The 18,202-nt window shown below is 62.9% G+C and carries 21 protein-coding genes and 2 pseudogenes; 14 read left to right on the top strand and 9 right to left on the bottom strand.

Going from position 1 to position 18,202, the window contains the following annotated elements:
• The first annotated feature begins 270 nt into the window (after nt 1–270).
• From ALTAJ2_RS11210 to ALTAJ2_RS20100, 5 genes and pseudogenes are all read left to right on the top strand, one after another.
• A complete protein-coding gene (locus ALTAJ2_RS11210; protein WP_049900419.1) occupies nt 271–1,308 on the top strand; it encodes a Gfo/Idh/MocA family protein in 1,038 nt (345 codons plus the stop codon).
• Nucleotides 1,309–1,645: 337 nt separating this feature from the next.
• Entirely contained in the window at nt 1,646–1,861 is a 216-nt protein-coding gene (locus ALTAJ2_RS11205; RefSeq protein WP_007109520.1) for a hypothetical protein, read from the top strand.
• A 529-nt stretch (nt 1,862–2,390) separates the two neighbouring features.
• Complete coding sequence (locus tag ALTAJ2_RS11200) at nt 2,391–3,446, top strand: eCIS core domain-containing protein (RefSeq protein ID WP_204367388.1); 1,056 nt, start codon at nt 2,391–2,393, stop codon at nt 3,444–3,446.
• Nucleotides 3,443–3,985: a hypothetical protein gene (locus ALTAJ2_RS11195; RefSeq protein ID WP_007109518.1), complete on the top strand. Its 543-nt coding sequence runs from the start codon at nt 3,443–3,445 to the stop codon at nt 3,983–3,985. The genes ALTAJ2_RS11200 and ALTAJ2_RS11195 overlap by 4 nt, the downstream gene beginning before the upstream one ends.
• Before the next feature lie 42 nt (nt 3,986–4,027).
• A pseudogene (locus tag ALTAJ2_RS20100) lies at nt 4,028–4,216 on the top strand (IS5/IS1182 family transposase); the annotation flags it as partial.
• Nucleotides 4,217–4,280: 64 nt separating this feature from the next.
• Here the strand turns inward: ALTAJ2_RS20100 and gvpM are convergent.
• The 8 genes from gvpM to ALTAJ2_RS11155 all read right to left on the bottom strand — a co-directional run bounded on the left by gvpM (nt 4,281) and on the right by ALTAJ2_RS11155 (nt 8,896).
• A complete protein-coding gene (gvpM, locus tag ALTAJ2_RS11190; protein ID WP_007109517.1) occupies nt 4,281–4,601 on the bottom strand; it encodes a gas vesicle protein GvpM in 321 nt (106 codons plus the stop codon).
• Complete coding sequence (gene gvpL / locus ALTAJ2_RS11185; protein WP_007109516.1) at nt 4,598–5,524, bottom strand: gas vesicle protein GvpL; 927 nt, start codon at nt 5,522–5,524, stop codon at nt 4,598–4,600. Before gvpL ends, gvpM begins: the two co-directional genes overlap by 4 nt.
• Complete coding sequence (locus ALTAJ2_RS11180) at nt 5,521–5,865, bottom strand: gas vesicle protein K (protein ID WP_007109515.1); 345 nt, start codon at nt 5,863–5,865, stop codon at nt 5,521–5,523. The genes gvpL and ALTAJ2_RS11180 overlap by 4 nt, the downstream gene beginning before the upstream one ends.
• On the bottom strand, nt 5,862–6,458 hold the full coding sequence (gene gvpJ, locus ALTAJ2_RS11175; RefSeq protein WP_007109514.1) for a gas vesicle protein GvpJ: 597 nt from the start codon (nt 6,456–6,458) through the stop codon (nt 5,862–5,864). The genes ALTAJ2_RS11180 and gvpJ overlap by 4 nt, the downstream gene beginning before the upstream one ends.
• Nucleotides 6,459–6,544: 86 nt before the next feature.
• Nucleotides 6,545–7,462, bottom strand: coding sequence for a hypothetical protein (locus tag ALTAJ2_RS11170; RefSeq protein ID WP_007109513.1), 918 nt, complete (start codon nt 7,460–7,462; stop codon nt 6,545–6,547).
• Complete coding sequence (locus ALTAJ2_RS11165) at nt 7,459–8,016, bottom strand: Hsp20/alpha crystallin family protein (protein WP_007109512.1); 558 nt, start codon at nt 8,014–8,016, stop codon at nt 7,459–7,461. Before ALTAJ2_RS11165 ends, ALTAJ2_RS11170 begins: the two co-directional genes overlap by 4 nt.
• Entirely contained in the window at nt 8,016–8,270 is a 255-nt protein-coding gene (gvpF, locus tag ALTAJ2_RS11160) for a gas vesicle protein GvpF (RefSeq protein ID WP_007109511.1), read from the bottom strand. Before gvpF ends, ALTAJ2_RS11165 begins: the two co-directional genes overlap by 1 nt.
• A gap of 2 nt (nt 8,271–8,272) precedes the next feature.
• Nucleotides 8,273–8,896: a GvpL/GvpF family gas vesicle protein gene (locus ALTAJ2_RS11155; RefSeq protein ID WP_007109510.1), complete on the bottom strand. Its 624-nt coding sequence runs from the start codon at nt 8,894–8,896 to the stop codon at nt 8,273–8,275.
• A 234-nt stretch (nt 8,897–9,130) separates the two neighbouring features.
• On the opposite strand from ALTAJ2_RS11155, the gene gvpA reads away from it, so the two are divergent.
• The 3 genes from gvpA to gvpO are packed head-to-tail and all read left to right on the top strand — an operon-like array spanning nt 9,131 to nt 11,050.
• On the top strand, nt 9,131–9,415 hold the full coding sequence (gene gvpA, locus ALTAJ2_RS11150; protein WP_007109509.1) for a gas vesicle protein GvpA: 285 nt from the start codon (nt 9,131–9,133) through the stop codon (nt 9,413–9,415).
• Nucleotides 9,416–9,421: 6 nt separating this feature from the next.
• A complete protein-coding gene (gene gvpN, locus ALTAJ2_RS11145; protein ID WP_007109508.1) occupies nt 9,422–10,447 on the top strand; it encodes a gas vesicle protein GvpN in 1,026 nt (341 codons plus the stop codon).
• 57 nt (nt 10,448–10,504) lie between these two features.
• Entirely contained in the window at nt 10,505–11,050 is a 546-nt protein-coding gene (gene gvpO / locus ALTAJ2_RS11140) for a gas vesicle protein GvpO, halophile-type (protein WP_007109507.1), read from the top strand.
• Between the two features lie 108 nt (nt 11,051–11,158).
• Here gvpO and ALTAJ2_RS11135 read toward each other — a convergent pair whose 3' ends face one another.
• Nucleotides 11,159–11,923, bottom strand: a complete 765-nt coding sequence (locus ALTAJ2_RS11135) for a zinc ribbon domain-containing protein (protein ID WP_007109506.1) — start codon at nt 11,921–11,923, stop codon at nt 11,159–11,161.
• Nucleotides 11,924–12,176: 253 nt separating this feature from the next.
• On the opposite strand from ALTAJ2_RS11135, the gene ALTAJ2_RS11130 reads away from it, so the two are divergent.
• The 6 genes and pseudogenes from ALTAJ2_RS11130 to mutS all read left to right on the top strand — a co-directional run bounded on the left by ALTAJ2_RS11130 (nt 12,177) and on the right by mutS (nt 18,195).
• The gene (locus tag ALTAJ2_RS11130; protein ID WP_007109505.1) at nt 12,177–12,419 is read left to right on the top strand and encodes a winged helix-turn-helix domain-containing protein; all 243 of its coding nucleotides are present in this window, start codon (nt 12,177–12,179) and stop codon (nt 12,417–12,419) included.
• A 63-nt stretch (nt 12,420–12,482) separates the two neighbouring features.
• The gene (locus ALTAJ2_RS11125) at nt 12,483–12,770 is read left to right on the top strand and encodes a hypothetical protein (RefSeq protein ID WP_007109504.1); all 288 of its coding nucleotides are present in this window, start codon (nt 12,483–12,485) and stop codon (nt 12,768–12,770) included.
• 422 nt (nt 12,771–13,192) lie between these two features.
• Entirely contained in the window at nt 13,193–13,921 is a 729-nt protein-coding gene (locus tag ALTAJ2_RS19185) for a hypothetical protein (RefSeq protein WP_144240239.1), read from the top strand.
• A 114-nt stretch (nt 13,922–14,035) separates the two neighbouring features.
• A pseudogene (locus ALTAJ2_RS11115) lies at nt 14,036–14,346 on the top strand (IS5/IS1182 family transposase); the annotation flags it as partial.
• Between the two features lie 676 nt (nt 14,347–15,022).
• The gene (locus ALTAJ2_RS11110; protein ID WP_007109502.1) at nt 15,023–15,361 is read left to right on the top strand and encodes a CHY zinc finger protein; all 339 of its coding nucleotides are present in this window, start codon (nt 15,023–15,025) and stop codon (nt 15,359–15,361) included.
• A gap of 122 nt (nt 15,362–15,483) precedes the next feature.
• The gene (mutS, locus tag ALTAJ2_RS11105) at nt 15,484–18,195 is read left to right on the top strand and encodes a DNA mismatch repair protein MutS (RefSeq protein ID WP_050031467.1); all 2,712 of its coding nucleotides are present in this window, start codon (nt 15,484–15,486) and stop codon (nt 18,193–18,195) included.
• Nucleotides 18,196–18,202: the final 7 nt, after the last annotated feature.

Raw genomic sequence — 18,202 nt, 5'->3', positions numbered from 1 at the left:
GGCGGGGCCTTTCCTCCCCGCACGTGGGCTAACGGACGGGTCGGGTATTGTTATGCGGCGGTTTGGACGCCGGTAGCGAGCCCGATCCGACGACAGGTCCCGTCTACGCCGTTTGTAGACCGCTGCTACGGGTTGAACTCGACGGCACCGCGGTCGACCTCGCCTCGTTGGACGACGGCCGACGCGCTGGGTCGCCCTGATGATGGTACGCGGCGGCTGCTTGCCTGCGACGCCGCTAGAGGGATGGCGCTGGGGATCGTTCGAGCGTGTATGACCGACGGCGCTTCGTCACGCCCGATTCGGCTCGGTATCGTCGGCCTCGGCTACATCGGTACGACCGTCGGCGGGCAGTTCCACCGCCATCCGGACGCGACCGTCGCGGCGATCTGCGACCTCGACGCGGACCGTCTCGAGCGAGTCGGTCGGGAGTTCGACGTGCCGGGCGACGGCCGGTACGCCGAGTACCCGGCGATGCTCGCGGCTGCGTCGCTCGACGCGGTCCTGATCGGCACCCCCCACACCCTCCACCACGAGCAGGTCGTCGCCGCCCTCGAGCGGGACTGTCACGTCTACTGTGACAAGCCGCTGACGACCGACCTCGGACGGGCACGCGACCTCGTCGAGCGGGTCGAACGGAGCGACCGGACCGTGATGGTCGGCTACCAGCGACACCTCCAGACGGCGTTCCGAACCGCCCGCGAGCGGTTCATCGATCGCGAACCGACGTGGCTGACCGCCTCGATCACGCAGGACTGGATCGACGACTCGCGTGGGACCTGGCGGCTCGAGCCCGACCTGTCGGGCGGCGGCTTTCTGTACGATACCGGGAGCCACGTCCTCGACGGCGTGCTCTGGACGACCGGCCTCGAACCGGTCTCCGTCGCCGCGAGCATGGACTTCCACGACGACGATCGACGGGTCGATCGCCGTGCCCACCTCGACGTCGAGTTCGCGAACGGGGCGAGCGGCACGTTCTCCTTTCACGGCGACGCGCCGTCGGTTCGCGAGCACATCCACCTCTGGGACGCGGAGGGCGCGGTCTATCTCGAGGGAACGCAGTGGGGATCGCGAACCGTCCGCGAGATCGATTCCGACGCCGGGGAGTACCTCCCGTACGTCGATCCTCACGGCGAGCAGTCCCGCGCCGACGCCTTCCTTGAGAGCATCGAGACGGGGAGCGAACCGCCGGCGACGGTCCGGGACGCGCTCCGGGTAACGGCGCTGACCGAGGCGGCGTACGAGGCAGCGAGAACGGGTGATCGCGTCGCCATCGATCTTCCGACGGCGTCCCCCGAGGGAGACGGGTGATCGCGGGAGCCAAAGCTCCCGATGAGTACCGCGTCACCAGTGTCCATCGAGCAGCGAGACGCCAGCGGAACTCGGACCACGGTAACCGGCTCGTTCCGTTGGGAAAGCCATGTTTGCAGCGGCCGGATCGATTCGCGGACCCCGCTACCGATTCCGGTCGCCTCGGGCGATTATGCGATTATTACTGGCGTTCGGCCCGGCTCGAGCGACGGCGGCTGGCGGTCAGGCCCGCCCGCGTCCGCGTTACCGCCCGCAACCCGGGTAAAACCGTGATAGGCGGTCGTCGCTTTCGGTTACAAGCCGGATAACTACAACCGGTGATGGCTATCGAACGGGTATGATCACCTGCACTAACTGCGAGACCGCCCAGTTCCTGCAGATCACGCAGAGTCGCGTCTACTTCGAGGACGGCGAGATGATCAACGAGATTTCCGAGACCTACGAATGTACCCTCTGTGGCGCGACCGGGCAGTACGTCTACGACGACGACAGCGACGAGGAGACCGTCACCGGCGACGTCGAGCACACGACCGAACGGCCGAAATACGCCTGACTGGCGGCCCCCGTCCGGGGGCGCAGCCGATACCGGTCGTTGTACAGCCTCGGTTCCCGGAGCGCGTCTCGTCTCTCGGCACTCCTCGGCCCTATTGAATTACTAAACGGCGTCGGATGAGTCGGTGGTTCAGGGCTTTGATGAATAAACCGACAGTCTGGATGTACTCTACTACTTGCTTCACTGAGGAAATAACGTCGCCGTCCGCCCTATTTTGCTGTTACACTCCAAGAAAGTACGATCCTAGTGTTTTATCTGGTTTGTGTTTAATTAGAAATATATGGGTGGAAAGAGGAATCAACGATCCAAGAGTCGAAACACTTCTTCGCGTTCGCGAATCCGAATACCTCAGCCTACTTCAATGATGAGCAAGTCGTCGAAACCTGAGAGAACACCAGAAGAGTGTGAAAATCTCTACGGGGTGGAACCCTACGCTGACGGCCAAGCGGAGAAACTCACAGACATTGCGTTCAGGACGGGGATTGGAGTTTTACGCCGGCGTGTGGATCAGGGGATGCCCATCGAGATAATGGATGACTACGACGAGATGGATGCCTTCCGGGAGCGCCAGAAGGAACGGCCACCAGAGGTCCCGAAAGACATCGAGCGACAGAACGCGAGATCAGTTCAACGCAACAATCAAGAGAACATCAGTACAGTTCCTACTGGAGATACTGGAGTTCCTGACAGCGTTCGAGCGGTCGTTTCCTCATCAGGTCGGTCACTGGAGCCTGAAATCCGGCGCGAAATGGAGGAGCGAATGGACGCCCAATTCGGTGACGTGCAGATCCACACTGGGCCAAAAGCCGCGAGTGCTTGCGAAGACATCAACGCACGGGCATTCACTGTTGGCAGGCACATCGCGTTCAATACTGGAGAATACGTTCCCGAGAGTTCTGAAGGCCAATATCTGCTTGCTCACGAACTAACGCATACCCGTCAGCAGTCGGATCAAAATGGCATCCACCGGATGCCAAAGAACGAAGAAATTGTGGCAAAACTCCAGGAAATCGTTTCAGATTCAGATCGGTTTCCAGGGACGGACACGTTTGAAAGCGATCTTGAAGAGCGTCTAGACGACATCAACAACACTTGGCTGAAAGAGAAACTAGAAGAAAACGCTGAATTCACCGTCGAGGATGTTGAGGCAGCAATATATTCTGCCGGTCCCGAAACAGATATTCCGCGAGAACTCGCGGTGCTGCTACAGACCGACAAATGGGAAGAGGGAACCACGTTCGATAAAGGTGCACATGACTGGAAGCATATCGTAGCCCGACACGTCCATCCTGAAGCCCCAGGTACGTGGCCGATCGAGCCTGGGACAGAAACCAGCCAACAGCGTACTGCGACAGCCTTTCCGAGTGACATGGATGAACCATCGATCAAGGAAACACTCAAGAACGCAATTCAAAGTGCGACCGAGGATGAAATTTCTGTTCAAGCCAATGGGTATCGGACAGTCGAATATAAGGGATCTGAGCTGCCTTCGGGGATCGGCGCGGTCAAAATAGTCTACGACAGGAGTAGCCAAATCGTGACAGCATATCCATTAAATGGTACTAACGTGGAGGAACTTCCATGAATACGCGTACTGACGGACCAGTCCAAGTGCAGATAGAGGTAGCTGACGGACCGGAGATGATTTCGACAGGAGGCGGTGCCATTCAAATTAGCGTAGACGGAACACGAGTCAATATATATGAAAATGAGGCGGAGAAATCCTGGGAGGACTGGGCGCCTGAATACGTCGGAGATTTCCTCGCGCTTGATTTGCCGGCATTGATTAATATCGCCCAGAAATTATATTCTGGGAATATTGATAGATATGAGACCATCGAATACCTATTGGAGGGACATCGGTCGTATTTCGTGTTCGAACCACTCAGCAGCGACACGATCCGAGTAGCATTCCAGACGCGTGAGCAGGTAGATCGAGAACTCACTGTCCCGTATCCCACCCCGAAAAGCGCGCGGGGATACGTCGTAGATACCGCTGAATTCTGTAACTCACTATTGGATTGTGCACAAGAATTCCAGCGAGAAGCAACTGAACGTGGAGTCGCAAACGATGAATTCTCCGAGCGGATCGCCGAATTCGAGTCTGTGCTGAGGGATACGTAATCCGTCTATCATTTTCGTGTTAGTCATTACAGGCCGATTTACTACGACCATGCGCACAATGCGCGGGTCGAGGGCGAACTGTACAATCAGGGATCGACCTATGAAACGGTAAACTCAGTCATCGAGCGCTCGTACGGCTTCGTCGTCCGAGTGCGGACATGGTGCCGCCAGTTCCGTGAGATTACACTTACTGCACCAGCCTACAGCGTCGAACATGCTATCAACCAATGAGTCCTGCCGCCCTCTGCGGATTCAATAATGGCCGCACCTCTCATCTCGAGCGCGAATCGCGCCGTTATTCATCCGTCCCGTTCCGAGCCGTCTGCTCGTCGTGCGACCGGCCGACGCCGAGTTCGGTCAGGTCCTCGAGTTCCGAGTCCGGGTCGTCGTAGTGGGTGCGGCGACCGGCGGCCGCCATCCGACGATGGGCGTCCCAGTCCTCGAACAGGCCGTACTCGTTCATCGTCTCCATCCCGGCGATCGCCGCGGTGAGTCTGATTCCGACCAGCGGGATCTCCGCGACCGAGACGATCACGTCCGCACGGAGGATCGCGCCGTCCCTGAGCAGTACGTCGAGCACGTCGACGAGGCTCTCGTCGTCCTTTCGCGGTCTCATGGTCGTGAATTCGTGTGATCGGTCGTGGTTCCGTCGCCGTCACCGCCGAACTCCGGCGCGAACGTGTACGGCGGCCACGGGCCGGTGAACCGGACCTCGAGCCCGTCGTTTGCCGCCACGTCGTCGAGGATCGAGCCGATCGCCTCCTCGTCGTCCTCGTGGGCCAGCAGGGTGAGCCGACAGAGGGTCTCGTCGTCGTCGTTCGAGTCCGAGGCGCTGCCGGCTACGTCGTCCGACAACTGCGCGCTCGGCGACCGCTCGAGCGCGTGGACTTCCCGTGCCGCCGCTGCCAGTCGCCCCTGGAGGTCCGCGGTCACCGACTCCCGGCGGGCCGCCCGGAGTTCGGTCACCCGCTGCTCGAACTGCTGTTCAAGCAGGAAGGCCGTCCCCTCGTCGGCGTCGGCGATCCGCTCGTCGAGTTCGCGCAACCGCTCGTCGCGCTCGAGCAGCGCCGCGTCGCTGACCGGGTCGATCTCGACGACCTCGACGCGGTACTCCCAGTGGCCGGCGAGTTCTGAGAGGGCGCGCTCGAGAGTGTCCCGTTCCTCGCGGAGCCACTCGCGGACGCCGTCGTCGTCACCCCGAAGGATCGTATCGAACTGGAACGGGATCGGCGTCCCGAAGGCCTGGCCCGCCTCGTCGACGACCGTCTGATGGCGGACGAGCCAGCGCCTGATCTGGGCGAGGTCGCCCGAGTCGTAGATGCCGTCGCAGGCGTGGACGACCGCGCCGATGCCGTCCACGGCGACGATCGACACCGGCTCCCCGTCGACGCCGGTCGTCTCGAGCGCGGCGTCCGCGTCGGCCCGAACGAGACAGTAGAGGTACCGTCCCTCGTCGATCGAGGGGACGTCGGCCGGCTCCGCGGTCCCCGCCCCTTCGATCGTCTCGAGCCGGTCGCCGGACCCGTCGCGGTCGCTCATTCGGACTCACCCCCGAAGACGGAGTGGCCGGGGGTCGTCGTTGTCGTCGGCTCGTCGTGGAGCTGTTCGATCGCGTCGGTGACCAGCCCGTCCAGATCGCTTCGGAGGTCGTCGACGCCGTCCTCGATCCCCTCGTCGGCTTTGAGCCGATCGATCTCGGCCTCGATCCTGGCGAGCTGGCCGCCCAGCCGCTCGATCTCCTCGTCGGTGAGGCCCCCCGACTCCATGCGCCGGACCGCCTCGCGCTCGAGGGCGTCGATCAGGATCTCGACGACGGCGATAACTAAGGTCATCAGTCCATCGCGAGCGTCCTCGCCGTCGCCGACGTCGATCGCCGTCACGGTTCGTCGCCCTCCGAATCGGGTTCTCCCTCCGTCTCGGGCGCGGCCGCATCCCGCGCGGAGTCCTCGTCGCTCGAGTCGGTGTCTCCGGTCGAATCGGTATCGCTCGAGTCGCTATCGGCGTCGTCGCTGAGCAGGTCGAACCCGCCGCTGGTGGGCCGCCCGGGGTCGGGCCTGGCACCGAGCCGCTCGCTGACCAGAGCCTCATCGTCGATGGCCCGCTCGCTCTCGGTCGACTCGCCGCCCGCGTCGCCGCTCGCGGACCCCGTCTCGCCGTCGGCGTCTTCCGCGGCCGTGACGTTGACGCCGCGGGTCAGATCGATTACCGGGTTCGGGCGGTCCTGCGCCGCGAGTTCGGGGTCGTCGACCGCCTCGGCGACCCGGCGCATGTCGGTTCCCTCGGGGAACTCGAGGCCGTACTTCGCCGCGGTCTCGAAGGAGGCGATGGCCGCCCGGACCTGCACGCCGAGGAGTTGAGTATCGCCGATCGAGACGGCGATGTCGGCGTTGATGACGATTCCCTTGTCCAGTAGCATCTCGACGATCTCGGCGAGGTCCGCTTTCTGACGGCTGGGCTGGAAGTCATCGACCATCGTGATCGCCTCCGGTCCGGGGCCGTCCTCGGGCCGCGTCGGTCGTCGGGCTCATCTCGCTGTCGCGTGGTCGTCGGATCGGTGGGTCAGTCATTGGTTTGCCTCCGCTGTCGTTCCCGCTCGAGTTCGAACCGGCGGCCGTAGATCCGCGTTCGGCTGGGTGCCGTGGAAAGTTTGACATCCTGTGGCACCGTCGCGTAGCGAGCCCCGCCGCCGAGGTCGCGCCGGTCGACCGGCATCGTCGAGGACGCCGTCGGGTTCCGCGAGTTCGTCCCCCTGTCCTGTCGGCGCATCTTCTCGCGGTTGAATTCGTATAGCTGCTCGAATTTCTCGTGGGTCTCGAGCAGCGCCGTCCGGAAGGCGTCGATGCCCCGCATCGCCTGCTGCTGGATGGCGACCTGATAGGCCGCCGGATCGTCCGCGACGTCGATGTCGCCGAGGGCTTGCTTCGCCGCGGTACCGGCGTCCATCCCGGTGTCGAGTACGCCGTCTCCGTCGTCGCCGAGCAGTTCGTCACCGTCGTCGCCGGTCGCGATATCCGACACCGTATCCTCGACCAGCCCGGCGTCGTCGCCGTCCGCGAGATCGTCGAGGGCGTCGTCCAGTTCGCGTTTGTTCTCCCAGACGGCGGTCAGATCGGCGGCGTTCCAGGCGTTCAGTAGGTCGATCGCACCGATCAGCTCCGTGAAGTCGACGAGGTCGGTGACGCCCTCGTCCTCGGTGGCCAGCACGTCCGGGACCTCCCCGAATTCGATCGCGTCGAGGAGGGCATCCCCGTCGACCGCGTCCGGCAACTCGCGTAGATCGAGCGCCTCGAGCAACTCGCCGAGTTCCTCGGCGACCCGTCGGAGGGTATCGAGGTCGCCGACGAGCGTCTCGACGGTGTCGTCGTCGAGGTCGTCGATCGTCTCGCTGTTCGCGAGGGCCTCCTCGAGCCGACCGATGCTCTCGATCGCGTCCGCGATCAGCGCGTCGAACGCCTTCTCGGTCTCGTCGTCGCTCATCCGTCGTCCTCCCCGTCCGTCGAGCCCTCGCTCGCTGCCGCACCGGGCCGTATCCGGACGGTGAGTACCCCGTTCTTGATCGTCGCGCTCGAGTCCGGCTTCTGCCAGGGAACCTCGATGCGGTCGATTTCGGCCCCCTCGACGGCGATAACGAGCATCGCGTCGTCGAAGCCGACCGTGATGTCGTCGGGATCGGCACCGGCGACATCGGCGGTGACGAGCAGTTCGTCGTCGTCCGTTCGGGTCGCCACGTTGTGATCGCTCGAGGGACCCGTCGATCGGCGACGATAGTCGCCGCCGCCATCGCGATCCCGTCCGACATCGCCCTCGGTTCGATCGAGCGGTGACTCGGCGGCGAGATCGTCGGCCGATCGGATCGAGATGTCGTAATCGAAGATCGTACGGTCGCTCCGTCGCCGTCCCGAGGTCGACGCCGCGCCGCTCTCGAGCGATTCCAGCGCGGACAGCAGGCTGGAGAGCCAGTGGTCGTCCTCGTCGGCTCGGTAGTCGTCGGGCGATTCGTCGCGGTCGTCGTGCGGGGGAGTCTCGCTCATTATCGTTTCACCTCCACGCGGCCGCTCGAGAGGCGTTCGTGGACCTCGCGGGCGGTCTCGAGCTCCGCCTCGAGTTCCTCCTTGCGACGCCGGTACTCTTCGTCGGAGCGCTCGCCGAGTTCGTACAACAGCTGGTTCTCCTTGAGATCGTCCTCGAGCGCCTCCATATCGTACAGCTCGTCGAGCGCGATCGAGTGGAGCGCGTCGATGATACCGACGAACGGCCGAAGCAGGAGGTCGTCGAGGATGAACATGGTTACTGTTGGGCTCCAATTTTTACGTCCACGAAGCTGTAGGGCGCGAACGGCCCCGTGTACTGGACGATCACGTCGTCGTGGTCGGCCTCGAAATCGGCGACCGCTTCGTCGAACGTCTCGCGCTCGTCCTCGGCGACGAGATACGAGCGGTTCAGGACGAGCCGGTCGCTGAACAGGTCGTTGGTGACGGACTGGTCGGCGATCGGTTCGAAGCGATCCGCGGCGGCGGCCTCGATGGCCTCGCGGTCGATATCGGCGTCGGCCTCGCTGACGAGCTTGAGGCCGAGTTCGACCGTGCCGTCGATGTCGTTCATCGCGCGCCTGAACGCCGGTCGCGCCCCGCGAAGGACGTTCTTCAGTTCCCGGTCGCTCTCGAAGGCCATACCGAACTGCATCGGGACGACGGTCGTCCCGCCGTCGTCGTCCATGATTTCCCGGAGGACCTCGTCGTGGCGCTGTGCGTCCTCGTCCGTCTCCTCGGGGTCGGTGGTGTCGATATCCGAGACGACGGCCCCGAGCCGGCGGTGCGAGATCGTATAGACGCGATCGGCACCGGCGACGGCCTCGGTTTCGAACTCGACGGTGTCGCCTTCGACGACGCCGTAGACGTATCGGTTACTCATCGTTTTTGTGGGTACGATAGCAGTACTCGTCCGAACGCTGCGGGCGAGCGGACTCGAGTATCGTCGCCGGACCTACACCACCGCCCCGGGTTACCGTAGTGCTTGCAGTCGCAGCCCACATCGCTCCCTCATCAGCGAGCCCGTTCGAGTCACATCGGCGGACATAGACCGTTTCACACCGGCTTGCAGTCGCAGTCCAAGCCGTGTTACGAACTGCCGGTCAAGCACGGGTGTATGGCACACCCACAACGACGGCCCGACTCCTCGAGCCTCGCGGAAGTACTGGACCGCGTCCTCGACAAAGGCGTCGTCATCGACGTCTGGGCGCGCATTTCGGTCGTCGGGATCGAACTGCTGACGATCGAGGCCCGCGTCGTGGTCGCTTCGGTCGACACGTTCCTGCACTACGCGGAGGAGATCGCGAAAATCGAGCAGGCCACGGCGGAGGGCGATCTCGAGGAACTCGAGGAACTCGAGGTCGAACCCCGCCCCGAATCGTCGCCGCAGTCGGCGGAGTAACCCCTCATGGTCGACGATACGTCGCGCAAGCGAACGGTCCGCGGCACGAAGATCAGGGCCAGTCGCGAGCAGAAGGAGGGCCGCAAAGCGAAGAAAAAGCTCGCGCGAACGGCATCGAGCGCCGGCGAACGCAACGGCGATACCCCCCTCTCCGACCCCGAGGAGGTCGTTCCCGAACCGTTCGTCGAGACCGACGCCGTCCGGTCGCTGCGCGACAGGATCAGCGGCTGGCTCGAGGCGGACCAGCCGGTCCACCTGATCGGGCCGACGGGGTGTGGCAAGACGGCGCTCGCCCTGTCGGCCGCCGCCGCGCGCGACCGCCCGGTCGTCTGGCTCAACGGCGACGAGGCGGTCGACACGGAAGCGCTCGTCGGTTCCCACGCCGGCGGCGAGCGCTACGAGGAACACGACCGGTACGTGAGCGGCGTCGACAAGAAGACCCAGATCGTCCGCGAGCGCTGGGTCGACAACCCGCTGTCCGTCGCCGTCCGGGAGGGGGCGACGCTCGTCTACAACGAGTTCTCGCGCAGCGACGCCGCCGCGCACAACGTCCTGCTGTCGGTCTTCGAGGAGGGCGTCTTGGAGCGACCGGGCAAGCGCGGCGCGGACCGGACGATCGACATCCACCCCGAATTTCGGGCCATCGTCACGTCGAACGACGCGGAGTACGCCGGCGTCCACGAGCAACAGGACGCGCTGCTCGACCGGTTCATCGGCGTCCACGTCGACTACTACGACGCGGAAACCGAACGCGAGCTCGTCGGCGCGCACGTGGCCCTCTCCGATGCGGACATCGCGACCATCGTCGAGACGACGCGGGCGCTCCGGGACGACCTCGAGATCGTCGTCGGCACCCGTGCGGCGATCACGGCCGCGAAGGGGCTGGCCGTCTTCGACGGGCACGACGGGGACGGCGAGTTCGACGACGAGACGCTGAGCCGCGTCTTCACGGACGTGCTCGCGCCGAAGGTCGCCGGCGAAGACGGCGGCGATATCGACGACCTGCGATCCCAGGTCACCGAGATCGTCTGACGCGACGCGACGGCGATCGAACACAGAACGGGCCAGATACCAACCCACACCACGAAAATGGCCGAAGCCGACGCACAATCACGAGAGCAGTGCAAGGCCCTCACCGAGGACGGCGAGCGCTGCTCGCGCCCCGCCCGGGACGACGGCTTTTGCTACCAACACGACGAGAGTGATCCCACAGTGAGCGACAGTCAGACACCCCAATCGGAGGAACAGGCCGACGAACAGGCCGAACGCGGCGAGGTCGACGAACCGCGGTCCCGCGGGACGACGCCCATGACCGCGGCCGAGAAGACGGACCCCGACGCGGTCGAGGCGGACGCCGACGTCGACCAGGAGGAAATCGCTGGTATCCTCGCCGTTCGGCAGACCGTCCGGTCGACCGCCAACGACCTCATCGGCCACGAGTTCGACGGCGTCAGCGAGATCACACCGACCGACGAGGGCTGGCGGGCCGTCGTCGAGGTCGTCGAGCGCCGGGCCGTGCCGGACACGCAGGACATCATCGGCCGCTACGAACTCGAGCTCGACCCCGGCGCGACCGTCCACGGCTACCGCCGCGTCGACCGCTACCGGCGCGGGGACACCGCCCAGTTCGAGTAACGCTCGAGCGGGAGCGAGCCGCCATCGACCGCTGTTCGTCCGGACTCGAGTGGAACCGCCGTGCACTGCAGTCGGCTCCTCCTGTTGCGGTCGGTTCCGGGCGACGGCTCACTCGAGCGGACCGCCGTCGGCGGCGACCGGCGGGCGATGGCCGGGAGTCGGCGGTTCGTGGCCTCGGCATGCACAGCACCGGCCGGGGTAGTAGCGTCGGGCGAGGACCGCTGCGGCGTTGAAATCGGCGGCCACGGTATCGACGCGGCAGTCGGGATTGGTGCATCGAACGGTTCTGTTCAGTTCTCGAGTCCCGAGCACGCCGCAGGCGTGACATTCCTGCGTGGAGTAGGCTTCGGGGACCGCGGACACCGGGAGTCGGTACTCGGCGGCGACGGTCCGGAGTCGAAGGTGTGCCGCTGCGAGGAGCCATGCCGAACCGCGGTGGGCGTTGGGAGCAGTCAGCCACGCCCACAGGTCCGGACTGTAGTGGCTGTCCTCGGTGACCAGCACCGGATCGTCGTAGGCGGTCGCGTACTCACAGACCGTCCGCGCCCCGGCATCGAGGGCCGCGACGAGGGCGTCGCGACGCTGTTGGACGTAGGCCGCGATGGTCGGTCGATCGTACGTACTGGCGAGCAAGGCGGCGGCCTCACGGCGGAAGTCGTCGAGCCGCTGGCAGAGGGCGTCCCCACAGACCGCGTGCGCGCCCCGCCAGTCCGGGAGATCGATCGGGCAGGCCGTATAGAGGTTGTATTCGCCGATATCGACACCGATCGGGGTTTCCTCGCGGTCAGTTCGGGGACCGTCGGTGGAGGCGGACTGGAGCGATGCGTCTCTCGTGTCGGGGCTTTCAAGGCCCCGTGAAGTGTCGTCTGACATGGCTTGCGTCCCGTGACTACGCGAGCCGTGCGGACCCGGTGGTGGTGGCACCGGTCCGCATTTTCCGACGGACCAACGGACAGTCAGGTCCGCGTGTGACTCGCGTTACTTACTCAGTAACATCTCCTCCAAAATAAATATGCGGGCTATTTGGGCCGACATCTCGTACAATATCATCCGACAAAGAAGCGCGTTCGAATCAACTAAATGTCGATTCATCCTTTCAACGATGATGAGAAAACCGGGAGAATGGATGCAACTCCCTACGGATAATTTCATTCTCGAAGCTCTCGATAAGGGTCTCGAGATCGGCCCCACAGCCATTGCGCGGAACATCGACAAATCACAGAGTACCGTTCACGAGCGACTCCGCGTCCTCATTGAGTACGGGTTCGTCGAGAAAGTCGACGACGGCTACTACACGATCACTGATGCCGGTCACGCCTATCTCGAGGGCGAACTCGACGCGGGTAGTCTCGAGCCAGACGATTCCTGAGTTCCGTTTGCAATTACAACTAGACCAGCAGAAGAGAGTGGTATGCGCCCCCGAGTACCGTGGATGAACGAAGTCGACGATGCGATCCTCGAGTTTCTACGGGATCTAGACATCGACGGCCAACCGGTGGCACTGAAGCCCGGCGCGGTCCACTACAATTTGGTCACCGAATTCGGGATGTTGGACAAGAGCCTGAGTACGTTTTCGCGCCGAATGGCGACGTTAGCAGATGCGGGTCTCCTCGAAAAAACGGAGACCGGGAACGGCTCTCCATACAGAATCACCGACAACGGGCGTCAGTATCTCGACGGCGAACTCGAGGCAGACGACCTCGAGTTGGACGACGGCTAACTGACTGGTGGTCGGCCGCTCGAGGCCGGCCTACCGGATCGGTGAATTACAGTTATTCATCTTTGATATCGAACCACTGTTCCACTGAGCATCGGTTTCGGTATCAACGCAGCCGTGAACACGACATGCTATTCACGGTCTTTCAGATCATCCGAACGATGTTTGTTTATAAATTTTCTCATCAGACTCAACAGCATCATAATGGTCCAGACATTAATACGGTGAATACACACACGACGATCGGCAACTCGTGTGCATATTAGGGAAACAGATTCTGTCGACGTGCGACCCCGAGGGGGGGGGGGAGAGTATCGAAGAAAAGGGCTAAGGAGAAAATCTCTTCAGACACACGAGAGATAGTTCTACCCCATACAAAATAACCAGAAAATATTTGTAACTCTGATATTATGTAATAATCGCAGATGAGTAATGAAGAAAAACGAAGGCGTAATGTCCTTCGATCGATTGCGACAGTTGGAGTTGGGATTACCGGTGGAATCGCTGCGAATGGGACAGCAAAAGCAGAATATACGCGGCCACCGGGAAGTGGAGATGGAGATGGAGGTGGAGGTGGAGGTGGAAGTGGAAGTGGAAGTGGTGGTCCATCAGATCATGGCGAAATAACCATAGAATCCATTAGTAATGATTGGGAATATACTATAACCACCCCCACTTATAGCGGGCACGAATTACAAAAGGGTGATAAAGCCGAAGATAGCGATACCGAGGGGTATATAGCGAATGGGGAAATCTACGAGGGGTATTTGGACAATTTCTGGTTACATTCTGATAGTGCAGTCAAAAAGATTAAGGTCACCATTCTCGATGACTCTGGCTCTCCGATAGGCTTTGTCGAAATCGAAATTACACACGGCCCCAAAAACGGTGAGATTCGTGTCTCGAGAGATAGAAATCCGGACCAGGACTATTATTACTATCTTTGTGAATTTGAGCAAGGTAATTTGGGTTCAACAGGAATGCAGAATAGCCCAGACTCAATTGACGAAGACCCCAGTGGCGGAACAGTTGGCAGTTATCTTTCTGACGACGATAACCGAGAAGAATTCTATAGATCGGCAAAACATCCTGATTTAATTAAAATTGAGGACGAAGAATCTGGTGGCACCTTGAAAATTACACTCCCAAATTGATCGCGTATTTCTAATTTTCCCAATTGAATATTTATTATAGTGCTCTGTTGAATATCGATCTAACCGGCTGATATCACGGGTTAGAAGGATGAAGTCGAGGAAATCGAACTTGACATAGAGATCGATATCCTCGACTTCGTTGAACAGTGTCGAGACCTAGCCAAACAAGCGTTGAAGAAGCATGCGGGCGAACCTGCCAGCGGCGGGTTCGCCCCTGGGTACACGTCGTTTTGCACTGTTTTCGGCTCGAAGAGGGCCAGAGCTACCGTGAAACGCCGAACCGGTTGAAGTACATGTCTGAGATTCGTGACGTACTTGGCTTAGATCGGGACGAGTTGCCAGATTACAGCACGATCTACAAGTCGTTTGATCGGCTGGAAATGTGGGTGTTGGGGGCGTTGCTGCGCGTTTCAACGCAGCACAATATATAGAAACGGTGAATAGTAAATTATCTGGCTTAGAAATACAGAAAAAGGCACAATAGACGAAATGAATGAACATGAAAGGGGAATGATTAGTAGGATTGATTATTTGATCGGCTAGTCTCTGAAGATAGGATATTAGTTAATGCGGTTGACTAATAGATGCTGTATGCTTTAACTTGAAGAAGAGCGCTAAAGCGGTTGATTCAAACTTTGTCTTGCCCCTATAGTTCAAGCTGGGCGATCACGTCAGTAACAGTGAGCCCGTGTTGATCTGCAATTTTGGCCGCGAGGTTTAGCGCTTCCTCTTCTCGCGGAGTTGTTTTATTGTCTTGAGCGAGCTATACGAGTGCGTAGACGATCAACAGGTCATCTTGTGGGTGTCGCATGACGCTGACTCTGGTCCCGTCTTGGTTTATAAACCGTCGTAGACAGATCCGATAATCTCCGTTGTCGAGTCCCAGTACATCCTACCAGTGGGGCAGCACCGCTCTAACATCTCGAATCGGCCGTCCATCTTTTCGCTAGCGCGGCGCACAGAGCGCGCGCCGCGCAATTGTCTTGCCCCCTTAGGGGGCACTCGAGCGATGTCCCCCATCGAACAAACTGAACCCCGGTCCCTGACACCAAGCTGGCCGCCACCACAACACCGAAGCACCCCACGACCCTCGAGCCACGCGTGCAATCGATCGGCGACCACACCGTCCGCGGCATCGATGTCGGTCCGGAAACCCGGTGTGCCCACTACGACACCGATCAGGACGTGGTCGCGTTCACGTTCGCCTGCTGCGAGGACTTCTTCCCCTGTTTTCGCTGCCACGAGGCCGTGACCGATCACGAGGCAGTGCCGTGGCCTCGAGCCCGGTTCGACGAGCCGGCCGTCCTCTGTGGGGCCTGTGGCACCGCACTCACCGTCCCCGACTACCGCGCGGCCGACGACCGCTGTCCGGCCTGTGACGCGGCGTTCAATCCCGGCTGTGCGAAGCATGCCGACCTGTACTTCGAGACAGACGCCTGACGGGCAGTCGTCGGCCGGCGCGGGCCGCGACTCGCCCTCGAGTCCGGAGCGCGCCGCCGCGAGCCGGCGGTGGGACGGCCGATCCAGCAAGGTATTTGAGCGTCGGGCGGCCGCTTTCGAGCATGGATTCGGCGCTTGGCCCTCCGGACGCGATGGCCGAGAAACGCGACGAGCTGACGCCCATGATGGCGCAGTATCACGACCTCTGTGCGCGCTACGACGACGCGATCGTGCTCTTTCAAGTGGGTGACTTCTACGAGACGTTCTGTGGCGCGGCCGAGCGCACCGCGCGCCTCCTCGAGATCGCGCTGACCAGCCGCGAGGACAGCACCGGCGAGTATCCGATGGCCGGCATTCCGATCGACAACGCCGAGTCGTACATCGAGGAGTTGCTCGAGGCCGGTTACCGCGTCGCCGTCGCGGACCAGGTCGAGGAGCCCGGCGAGACCTCGGGCGTGGTCGAGCGCGCGGTCACGCGGGTGATCACGCCCGGGACACTCACCGAGGACGAACTGCTGGCCGGCGACGACAACAACTTCGTCGCGGCGATCGCACGCGACGACGAGCGACTCGGCCTCGCCCTGCTCGACGTATCGACGGGCGACTTCTACGCGACGAGCGCGACCGCGACCGAGTCGATCGCCGACGAGGTGAGCCGGTTCGACCCCTCGGAGGCCGTCGTCGGCCCCGACGCGCCCGCCGACCCCGTTCCCGACGACTGCATGGTGACGCCGTTCGACGCGCGCGCATTCGATCGCGAGCGGGCCAGGGAAACCCTCTCCGCGTACTTTCGCAACCCCGACGCCCTGCTCGCCGGGGACGCCGAAAGACGGGCCTGCGGCGCGCTGCTCGCGTACGCCGAGTACGTCCGCGGCGGCGAACACGAGGGCGAACGCGGCGACTCCGACGCGGAACGCGTCGCGGCCGTCGTCGAGGGCGACGCGGACACACACCTCGAGTACATCACGCAACTCACCCGCTACGATCCTCGCGAGTACCTGCTGTTGGACGCCGTCGCCCTCCGCAGCCTCGAACTGTTCGAACCGCGGACCGTCCACGGACGGGACGACGCCACGCTCGTCGGCGTCCTCGACGAGACCGCGAGCGCGCTCGGTGGCCGCACGCTCAGGAACTGGCTCCGCCGGCCGCTGCTCGATCCCGCCCGGATCGAGGCGCGCCACGACGCGGTCGCCGAGTTGAAGTCCGCCGTCCAGCGGCGGGAACGACTCCACGACCGGCTGCGGGAGGTCTACGACCTCGAGCGGCTGATCGGCCGCATTTCTCGCGAGCGGGCCAACGCGCGGGACCTGTGCTCGCTTCGCGAGACGCTCGCGGTCGTGCCCGAGATCAGGGACCTGCTGGCCGACGCCGACTGTGAGCGCCTGCGGGACCTGTACGAGGCCCTCGACCCCCTCGTGGACGTCCGCGAGTTGATCGCGGACGCCGTCGTCGACGAGCCACCGATCGAGATCACCGAGGGCGGGATCATCGCAACGGGGTACGACGACGCCCTCGACGACCTCCGCGGGACCGCTCGAGACGGCAAGCAGTGGATCGACGATCTCGAGGAGCGCGAGCGCGAGCGGACGGGGATCGACTCGCTGAAGGTCGGCCACAATTCGGTCCACGGCTACTACATCGAGGTCACGAACCCGAACCTCGAGTCGGTGCCCGACAACTATCAGCGCCGGCAGACGTTGAAGAACTCCGAGCGATTCGTCACGCCGAAGCTGAAGGACCGCGAGGACGAGATCGTCGGTGCCCAGCAACGCGCCGACGAGCGCGAGTACGAACTGTTTTGCGAGGTCCGTCGCGAGGTCGCCGCCGAGGTCGAACGCGTCCAGCGGCTGGCCGACGCGATCGCGACGCTGGACGCGCTCGTCTCGCTTGCGACCGTCGCGGCCCAGTACGACTACTGCCGGCCCGAGATGCTCGAGCACGACGGGCGAGCCGGTCCCGTCATCGATATCGAAGGCGGCCGCCACCCGGTCGTCGAGCGCACGCAGGAGTCGTTCGTCCCCAACGACGCGCACCTGACGAGCGACCGCAGGCTGGCCGTGATTACGGGCCCCAACATGTCGGGGAAGTCGACCTACATGCGTCAGGTCGCCCAGATCGTCCTGCTCGCGCAGGTCGGCAGTTTCGTCCCGGCTCGCGCGGCCAGGCTGACGCCCGTCGAACGGGTTTTCACGCGCGTGGGTGCCAGCGACGATATCGCGGGCGGGCGCTCGACGTTCATGGTCGAGATGGACGAACTCGCGACCATCCTGCGGGAGGCCGACGAGCGGTCGCTCGTTCTGTTGGACGAGGTGGGGCGGGGGACCTCCACCGCCGACGGGATGGCCATCGCGCAGGCGATCACCGAACACCTCCACGACGAGGTCGGCGCGACGACGCTGTTTGCCACCCACCATCACCCGTTGACCGAACTCGCCGAGGACCTCGCGGCCGCGTTCACGCTCCATTTCGAGGTCGATCAGGACGACGGCGAGGTCGTCTTCCACCACGAAATCGCGCCCGGCGCGGCGACGGGCTCCTACGGCGTCGAGGTCGCGACCGCGGCCGGCGTCCCCGACCCCGTCGTCGACCGGTCGCGAGAACTGGTCGCCGACGCGGCCGAGGAGGACCTCGAGACGGACGCCACCAGCGCTGTCGACTCGCGTGGCGATCCCGGGTCCGAGCCGACGGAGAGTGCGACGGGAGCCACGACCGCGGACGGTGGGGACGTACCGACCGACGTCGCCGCCGAGCTCCGGGCGCTCGATCTCGGCCACCTCACCCCCGTCGAAGCGCTCACCGAACTCGATCGGCTGAAGCGGTTGCTCGAGGAGTGACGACGGC

It is taken from the genome of Natrinema altunense (assembly GCF_000731985.1).
Taxonomy (GTDB): Archaea; Halobacteriota; Halobacteria; order Halobacteriales; family Natrialbaceae; genus Natrinema; species Natrinema altunense.
The sequence above is the reverse complement of the archived record's forward strand: the minus strand, read 5'-3'. Positions and strand labels throughout refer to the sequence as shown.